Annotated in this window: 9 protein-coding genes and 1 tRNA gene; 7 read left to right on the top strand and 3 right to left on the bottom strand. The window is 35.5% G+C overall.

What is annotated here, in order from left to right; translation table 11 throughout:
* Positions 1-79 precede the first annotated feature (79 nt).
* From QO182_RS18440 to QO182_RS18450, 3 genes are all read right to left on the bottom strand, one after another.
* A complete protein-coding gene (locus tag QO182_RS18440; RefSeq protein WP_371535477.1) occupies positions 80-466 on the bottom strand; it encodes a Crp/Fnr family transcriptional regulator in 387 nt (128 codons plus the stop codon).
* Positions 445-708 (bottom strand): hypothetical protein, encoded by a 264-nt coding sequence (locus QO182_RS18445; protein ID WP_371535480.1) that lies wholly within the window; start codon positions 706-708, stop codon positions 445-447. Before QO182_RS18445 ends, QO182_RS18440 begins: the two co-directional genes overlap by 22 nt.
* 137 nt (positions 709-845) lie before the next feature.
* Positions 846-1,985, bottom strand: coding sequence for an acyl-CoA dehydrogenase family protein (locus QO182_RS18450; protein ID WP_371535483.1), 1,140 nt, complete (start codon positions 1,983-1,985; stop codon positions 846-848).
* Between the two features lie 223 nt (positions 1,986-2,208).
* On the opposite strand from QO182_RS18450, the gene QO182_RS18455 reads away from it, so the two are divergent.
* The 7 genes from QO182_RS18455 (at position 2,209) to QO182_RS18485 (ending at position 8,311) form a co-directional block, all read left to right on the top strand.
* Positions 2,209-3,279 (top strand): anhydro-N-acetylmuramic acid kinase, encoded by a 1,071-nt coding sequence (locus tag QO182_RS18455; protein ID WP_371535485.1) that lies wholly within the window; start codon positions 2,209-2,211, stop codon positions 3,277-3,279.
* A 67-nt stretch (positions 3,280-3,346) separates the two neighbouring features.
* Positions 3,347-4,573 (top strand): Glu/Leu/Phe/Val dehydrogenase dimerization domain-containing protein, encoded by a 1,227-nt coding sequence (locus QO182_RS18460; protein ID WP_371535488.1) that lies wholly within the window; start codon positions 3,347-3,349, stop codon positions 4,571-4,573.
* 238 nt (positions 4,574-4,811) lie between these two features.
* The gene (locus tag QO182_RS18465; RefSeq protein WP_371535490.1) at positions 4,812-5,516 is read left to right on the top strand and encodes a MotA/TolQ/ExbB proton channel family protein; all 705 of its coding nucleotides are present in this window, start codon (positions 4,812-4,814) and stop codon (positions 5,514-5,516) included.
* Positions 5,517-5,518: 2 nt separating this feature from the next.
* A complete protein-coding gene (locus QO182_RS18470; RefSeq protein WP_371563362.1) occupies positions 5,519-5,911 on the top strand; it encodes an ExbD/TolR family protein in 393 nt (130 codons plus the stop codon).
* Between the two features lie 34 nt (positions 5,912-5,945).
* Positions 5,946-6,743 carry an energy transducer TonB gene (locus tag QO182_RS18475; protein ID WP_371535495.1) on the top strand — a complete coding sequence of 266 codons (798 nt, stop codon included), beginning with the start codon at positions 5,946-5,948 and terminating at the stop codon, positions 6,741-6,743.
* 186 nt (positions 6,744-6,929) lie between these two features.
* Positions 6,930-8,150 (top strand): folylpolyglutamate synthase/dihydrofolate synthase family protein, encoded by a 1,221-nt coding sequence (locus QO182_RS18480; RefSeq protein WP_371563365.1) that lies wholly within the window; start codon positions 6,930-6,932, stop codon positions 8,148-8,150.
* Between the two features lie 86 nt (positions 8,151-8,236).
* Positions 8,237-8,311: transfer RNA gene (locus QO182_RS18485), tRNA-Val, on the top strand.

Raw genomic sequence — 8,311 nt, forward strand, 5'->3', positions numbered from 1 at the left:
TTGTCGGCTAGATTGCATTTCCTAAAAAAAACTATAATGTAGTGATATCTGCAATAATAATTTCTTTTCTATTGTAAAGCTACGTCCCTTTTGCTTCCATTTCGTTAAGCAATTGTGTCGCTGTTTGTCTTGAGGTACAAATGATTTGAGCAATATCACTTTGGGTTAGATAATTCTTAATGATTACTTTATTTCCCGTTTGCACACCTTCTTTCTCTGCCCAGTCTTTTAGAAACAAAGCCAATCTGGTTTTAGCATCCTTCGAAATTAAATTAGAATAACTGTTCTTGATTCGCTTCATTTTCAGTCCTACAATTTTAGTATAGTGCAACGCTAAACTGGGATTCTGTAATAATACCTCTTCAAAATCAGAAAGCAAAAAACTACAGATAGTAACATCGTCAGAAAGTACTTTAGCATATTCATTGCTCTCGCCATCTGCATCTAAAGTAAGCTCCCCAAACAAATCTCCTTTTTAACAATGTCTTTAATTGTTTCATTACCGGTTTCATCAACAGCCACGATTTTAATATTTCCCTTTTTCAACACAAAAATCCTAGACACATCCGAAGAAGAAAAATAAATAATCTCTCCTTTCTTTGCTTCCTTGAACCCCATGATGATGCACAACTGCTTCATTTGTTTAAAACTTAAACTTCTAAACAATTTATGATCTCGTAAATTCCAGTATTTTAAATCTTCATTCATAAAAGGTAATTTGCTAGTAAATATAACGCTATTTTATAACTAAAAACCATTAAGAAACTAAGTCTCATTAAGTATTCTACTACTTAATTTCTTAATCCCTTAATGGTTTAAATTATTCTTATTACTTAATTCGAATGCTAGGAAACCAAAGTTCTCGAAATCACAATACGTTGTATTTCTGAAGTTCCTTCATATATCTGAGTGATTTTAGCATCACGCATCATACGTTCTACGTGATATTCAGCCACGTACCCATTACCACCGTGAATTTGAACCGCTTCGATTGTGGTATCCATCGCCGTTTGAGAAGCAAACAATTTTGCCATAGCACCAGATTGAGAAATATCCATTCCTTGATCCTTTTCAGATGCAGCCTTCAAACAAAGCATTTTGGCTGCCATGATTTGAGTCGCCATATCAGCTAATTTAAAAGCAATAGCTTGGTGTTTGAAAATTTCTTTACCAAAAGCTTTACGCTCTTGCGAATATTTCAATGCTAATTCATAAGCTCCAGTTGCTATTCCTAATGCCTGAGAAGCAATCCCAATTCTACCACCGTTTAATACAGCCATAGCAAAATTAAAACCAAAACCATCAGCTCCAATTCTATTTTCCTTTGGAACCTTAACATCACTAAACATTAAAGAATGCGTATCTGACCCGCGAATTCCCATTTTCTTTTCTTTTATTCCAATATCAAAACCAGCCCAACCTTTTTCTACGATAAAAGCATTAATTCCTTTGTGCCCTTTTTCGATATCCGTTTGCGCAATTACGATATAAGTAGATGCTGACGAACCATTAGTGATCCAGTTTTTAGTACCATTCAATAAATAATGATCCCCTTTATCAATAGCCGTTGTTTTTTGAGAAGTTGCATCAGATCCCGCTTCTGGCTCAGACAAGCAGAAAGCACCAATTACGTCTCCTTTTGCAAGAGGAACTAAATATTTCATTTTTTGTTCTTCGTTACAGTACTTTTCCAGTCCTGCACAAACTAATGAATTATTTACAGACATTATTACTGCTGCTGAAGCATCAATTTTAGCTATTTCAGTAATTGCTAAAACATAAGAAACACTATCCAGTCCAGAACCACCATATTTAGGATCAACCATCATCCCTAAAAACCCTAGTTCAGCCATCTTCTTAACTTGCTCTGTTGGGAATTTTGAGAATTCATCTCTTTCAATTACTCCAGGCAACAACTCGCTTTGAGCAAAATCTCTAGCGGCTTGTTGAATCATTAAATGCTCTTCTGTTAGATTAAAATCCATAACTGTATTTCTTTTTATTTATTTGATTAATTCTAGCGCCAAAATACGTTGTTCACAACATCGAATTTAAAGTCCAAATCCGGAATTGTTTTATCTTATTTTTTACGTTTAGAATAGACGATTGTTATATGTTGCTTAATTTAGCCTGTTTTTTGTTTAAAAAAACTAGTCAAAGATACTTTTTTCTTGTGAAATTATCAATTTTGATTTGTAATTTTGGCTAATGAAAGAAGAACACTATAACGTTATCGGGGTGATGTCTGGAACTTCTCTTGACGGAGTTGATTTAGCACATATTCAATTTACCATAAAAGACAAGAAATGGGACTTCAATATTATTGAAAGCGAGACTATTTCTTACAGTTCAGGCTGGGTAAATACCTTAAAAACAGCGGTGGATTTTTCTGAAATTAATCTAAAAAAATTAAATCACGATTATACTTCATTGCTCGGTTCCATTATCTCTGATTTCATATCTCGCCATAAGATAGAAAATATCGATGCCGTTTGCTCGCATGGTCACACCGTATTACACCAACCCGATAAAGGCATTACCCTCCAAATTGGGAATTTAAAGGAAATATCCGATTTAATTCAGCAAACTGTCGTTTGTGATTTTAGAATACAGGATGTCAATCTAGGAGGACAAGGTGCTCCTTTAGTACCTATAGGAGACCGCATTTTATTTCCTGAATACGACTATTGCCTGAATCTAGGTGGCTTTTCGAATGTATCATTTGAAGAAAAAGACAACAGAATCGCATTTGACATCTCACCAGTAAATACAGTTTTAAATTATTATTCAAATCAATTGGGATTCGATTATGATGATAAAGGGAAAATTTCGGCAACTGGGCTAATCGACGACACTTTGCTGGACGAGTTGAACAATCTAGAGTTTTACCAACAAAGCTATCCTAAATCTCTGGGATTTGAATTTGTAAAAGAAATCGTTCTACCTATTGTAGAGCATTTCGAAATTGACATTACGGATAAAATGAGAACCTTTACAGAACATGTTGCCGTGCAAATTGCAATAGCCCTACCTAATAAAGAAGGAACTCTTTTAATAACTGGTGGCGGAGCTTACAATGATTTTCTTATCGAGCGCATCCAATTTCACTTGCCTTCCATCAAAATCATAATTCCTGAAAACAAAATTCTGGAATTTAAGGAAGCGCTGATCTTTGCTTTATTGGGTGTCCTTAAATTACGTGGACAAAACAATGTATTGTCTAGTGTAACAGGAGCTAAAACAGATCATAGTAGCGGATATATCTATAAACCAAAATAATACCTCAAATACACAATTCACATTATTCTATTTTTTATATTTGTCAAAATTAAACATATCGCAATAAATGAAAGATTTATTAAAGAAATTCGAAAATAAAGAGCCTGTAATCGTTTTTAATTGGAAAGATGCCGAAACCGAAGCTGAAGGGTGGACGGTTATTAACTCTCTTCGTGGTGGTGCTGCCGGTGGTGGAACTAGAATGAGAAAGGGATTAGACATCAATGAAGTTTTGTCGTTGGCAAAAACAATGGAAGTAAAATTTACGGTTTCTGGTCCGGCTATTGGTGGTGCAAAATCTGGAATTAATTTCGATCCAAACGATCCAAGAAAAAAAGGCGTTTTACAACGGTGGTACAAAGCGGTGTCTCCATTATTAAAAAGTTATTATGGAACTGGTGGTGATTTAAACGTGGATGAAATCCATGAAGTTATCCCTATGACTGAAGAATGTGGTGTTTGGCATCCGCAAGAAGGAGTCTTTAATGGTCATTTCAAACCAACTGAAGCTGATAAGATAAACCGAATTGGTCAATTGCGTCAAGGTGTGGTTAAAGTAATCGAAAATCCAAAATTCTCTCCAGACGTTTCTAGAAAATATACCATTGCAGATATGATTACCGGTTACGGTGTTGCTGAAGCGGTGCGCCATTATTACACTACTTATGGAGGTGACGTTAAAGGGAAAAAAGCTATTGTACAAGGTTTTGGAAATGTAGGTTCAGCTGCTGCTTTCTATTTAGCTGAAATGGGTGCAAAAGTTATTGGTATAATCGACAGAGATGGTGGCTTAATAAATGAGAATGGTTTTACATTCGAAGAAATAAAAGACCTATTCCTTGCTAAAGACGGAAACAAACTAGTTGCCGAAAACATGATTCGTTTTGAAGAAATCAATGAAAAAATATGGACAATAGGTGCTGAAATTTTTACTCCTTGTGCTGCTTCAAGATTAGTTGCTCAATCTCAAATTGATAGCTTAATCGCTAATGGACTTGAAGTAATTTCTTGTGGTGCTAATGTTCCTTTTGCCGACAAAGAAATCTTTTTTGGTCCAATAATGGAAGATGTAGATCACAAAGTAAGTTTAATTCCAGACTTTATTTCAAACTGTGGTATGGCTCGTGTATTTGCTTACTTCATGGAGAAAAAAGTACAAATGACGGATGAGGCGATCTTTCAAGATACTTCAGAAATCATCAAAAAAGCAATTGAAAAAGCACATGCTTTAAACAGCGATAAAACTAATATTAGCGCTACCGCTTTTGAAATCGCTTTGAAACAATTAGTGTAAGCCTCTAATAAATTAGAATCCTTTCATTCTACTTCGTTTGAAAGAATACGATTAAGTCAGTTCGATGAAACGCCCAATACGGGAATTCATCGAACTGATTTTTTTTTATACTATACTCAAGATCGCTTTTTTAACACTCTATTCCTTCCCTACTTTTTTAATATTTGTTTAGGATATTAATCTAAAAAAGTAACAATTTTTATAATATATTAGCGTTTCCATAATAAAGAAAATTTCTATGAGTATATTGTTACAAGCAGATACCCTATCTGTTGCACAAGAAAATTTAGCCGATGCGGTTCCAGTTGAAAAAACATTATCTATTATTGAATTGCTAACAAGTGGAGGATTAGCCGGTAACATTATCATGGCTGCCTTATTTATAATGTTAGCTGTCGCACTTTATCTTTACTTTGAGCGCTTAATGGCGATCAATGCTGCGTCAAAAATAGACCCTAATTTTATGGGACAAATCAGAGATAATATTAGAAACGGACGCATCGATAATGCTAAAATGGCGTGCGCTCATTCAAAATCTCCTGTTGCCAGATTAATCGAGAAAGGAATTTCAAGAATTGGCAAGCCTCTAGATGACATCAATACGGCAATTGAAAATGCTGGAAAACTTGAAATTTACAAACTTGAAAAAAATGTAAGTATGCTAGCGACTATTTCTGGAGCAGGTCCTATGACTGGTTTCTTAGGAACAGTAGTAGGGATGATTCAAGCTTTCCACAAGATGGCAACTGCTGGAGGACAAATTGAAGTTGGAGCCCTATCCGAAGGGATTTATACCGCTATGACAACTACAGTTGTTGGATTAGTCGTAGGTATTATTGCTTACGTAGGTTACAATCACTTAGTTGTAAAAACAGATAAAATTGTACATCAGATGGAAGCCAATGCCGTTGACTTTTTAGACTTATTAAACGACCCAGCATAATTATGAATTTAAGAGGAAGAAATAAAGTTAGTGCAGAATTCAATATGTCGTCTATGACCGATATTGTTTTCCTATTGCTGATATTCTTTATGCTAACATCGACCATGGTAACTACCAATGCTTTAGACTTGGTATTACCAAAAGCAAAAGGAAAAACAGACAGTAATAAAAACATTGCAGTAAGTATCAATAAAAAACTAGAATTTTTCATTGATAAAGAACCCGTTTCAGAAGCTGAATTGGAATCAAAATTATTATCAATGTTTACAGCCGATAAGGATAGGGCAATTATTTTAAGAGCCGAAGAAGGAGTGCCTATTGAAAAAGCAGTGAATGTTTTAGATATTGCAAACCGCAATCAAATCAAAGTTGTTTTAGCGGTAAGACCTAAATAACGACAGCTGTCCTTCAAAAAAAGATTTATTCTACATGAAATATTTAGAAACAGAAGAAGAAAAAAAATCATTTGCAATCACATCAATCATTTTTGTGATTCTATTTGTTTTGTTCTTTTATTTAGGATTAACTTCTTTAGACCCACCTCCTGAAAACGGAATTGCGATAAACTTTGGAACAACTGAGTTTGGATCTGGAGAAATACAACCCACAGAGCCTATTCAATCTGCACCTAAGACGACCGCCGCAAAACAAGCAGCCTCAAGTGAGGACGAGATACTTTCTCAAGACATCGAGGAAGCAGTGGTAATGAAGCAGGTCAAAAAAGCACAGCCTACAAAAGAAACAGCTAAAGAAGAGGTTAAACCAAAACCGAAAGAAAATCCGCAACCCTCAAAAAGCACATCTGATGCATTATCAAGTATCTTAAACGGACCCAAATCTGACGGAAAAGCAAAAGGTGGCGAAGGAAATGACAATGTTGCGGGAGACAAAGGAAGCTTAAATGGCGATCCTTATGCTAACAGTTATTACGGATCTGGAAGCGGTACCGGAAATGGTAGCGGATGGGGCTTAAATGGCCGAAGTATTGCTTCAAGAGGTAAAGAAGTACAGAAATGCAATGAATTTGGCACTGTCGTTGTGCAAATAACGGTAAACAGAAGCGGAAATGTTATTGCTGCCAAATATACTAAAGGAACAACTAATACCAATCCTTGCCTGGTAGAACCTGCATTGGCTACAGCCAGAAAATACAAATGGCAACCCGATGCGAATGCACCTGCAACTCAAATTGGTTTTATTACCGTTAACTTCAAATTAGGGGAATAAATACATTTGGCATTTAAAGATCTTACCATACAATCAGCGCAGACATTTTGAATATTTTTACATTTAAAAAAAGCAATCTAATCAGAACTTAAGGCGTCATAAAGCGTAAATTCTTAATAGTTTTAAAAAGCCTTTTTCTAAGTATTAAAATATTTAGTCTACGAATACAACCAATACTCAAAGAAAATGAACTATCAAGAAACTACGGACTGGATGTTTAACCAACTCCCTATGTATCAGCTTCAAGGCGCCTCTGCCTATAAAAAGGATTTGACAAACACGCACTTATTGACCAATCATCTTGGCAATCCCCATAAAGAGTTAAAATGCGTTCATGTTGCCGGTACAAATGGAAAAGGATCTACTTCTCATATGCTGGCAGCTGTACTTCAGGAAGCTGGCTACAAAGTAGGCTTATACACGTCGCCACACCTTAAAGATTTCAGAGAACGTATTAAAATAAATGGTGCTGATATCACCGAAGATTTTGTTTGTACTTTTATAAATGAAAACAAATCTTTTTTTGAATCGAATGACATCAGCTTTTTTGAAATGAGCGTTGGAATGGCCTTTGATTACTTCGCCAAAGAAAAAGTAGATATCTCAATCATCGAAGTTGGAATGGGCGGTCGATTAGACGCCACAAACATTATCACTCCAATAGTATCCGTAATTACAAATATTGACTTAGATCACACACAGTTTCTCGGAAACACCATTAAAGCCATAGCAGCAGAGAAAGCTGGTATTATAAAAGCAAACACCCCTGTAGTCATTGGAGAATATACTCCTGAAACTAAGGCTGTTTTTTTGGCTACAGCCAAAAAAAATAACGCCCCCATCTATTTTGCTTCCGACTTGATTTCAGAAAACTATCCTTCAGATTTAATAGGTGACTACCAAATTCACAATAAAAAATCAGTATTGCAGACTATTAAGCTACTAAACTCACAGCCGGAGTTTAAAATTACTGAAGACGCTATTAAAACTGGGCTTTTAAATGTCGTGAAAAATACTGGGCTGCAAGGAAGATGGCAACAACTGGGTGAATCACCAAAAATAATCTGCGATACCGCACACAATAAACACGGACTAGAGATTGTCTTGAATCAAATTCAAAAAGAAGAATTTAAAGAATTACACATCGTTTTAGGCGTGGTAAATGATAAAGACTTAGATCAAATACTACCTCTATTCCCCAAAAACGCCATTTATTATTTTTCAAAGCCAAACAACCCACGCGGATTAGACGCGACCATTTTATCGGACAAAGCAAGCCAACATGGCTTAACAGGAACAATATACAACTCAATTACAACAGCTTACAAAAAAGCATTAGAAATAGCCGAAGACACTGATTTAATATACATTGGTGGTAGTACATTTGTGGTTGCAGAAATTTTATAATTTTTTTTATTTTTTGCTTGTTTATTCAAAAAACAGCCTTATATTTGCACTCGCAATAAGGAAATGAAAATTAACAAATTGCATTAGGGCGATTAGCTCAGCTGGTTCAGAGCACCTCGTTTACACCGAGGGGGTCGGGGGTTCGAACCCCTCATCGCCCA

Source organism: Flavobacterium sp. Arc2, from assembly GCF_041431385.1.
Classification (GTDB): domain Bacteria; phylum Bacteroidota; class Bacteroidia; order Flavobacteriales; family Flavobacteriaceae; genus Flavobacterium.

Coding starts and splice junctions, on each gene's coding strand:
- QO182_RS18460 (WP_371535488.1), top strand. CDS start 3,347: ATGAAAGATTTATTAAAGAAATTCGAAAATAAAGAGCCTGTAATCGTT.
- QO182_RS18445 (WP_371535480.1), bottom strand. CDS start 708: ATGAATGAAGATTTAAAATACTGGAATTTACGAGATCATAAATTGTTT.
- QO182_RS18470 (WP_371563362.1), top strand. CDS start 5,519: ATGAATTTAAGAGGAAGAAATAAAGTTAGTGCAGAATTCAATATGTCG.
- QO182_RS18475 (WP_371535495.1), top strand. CDS start 5,946: ATGAAATATTTAGAAACAGAAGAAGAAAAAAAATCATTTGCAATCACA.
- QO182_RS18480 (WP_371563365.1), top strand. CDS start 6,930: ATGAACTATCAAGAAACTACGGACTGGATGTTTAACCAACTCCCTATG.
- QO182_RS18450 (WP_371535483.1), bottom strand. CDS start 1,985: ATGGATTTTAATCTAACAGAAGAGCATTTAATGATTCAACAAGCCGCT.
- QO182_RS18455 (WP_371535485.1), top strand. CDS start 2,209: ATGAAAGAAGAACACTATAACGTTATCGGGGTGATGTCTGGAACTTCT.
- QO182_RS18465 (WP_371535490.1), top strand. CDS start 4,812: ATGAGTATATTGTTACAAGCAGATACCCTATCTGTTGCACAAGAAAAT.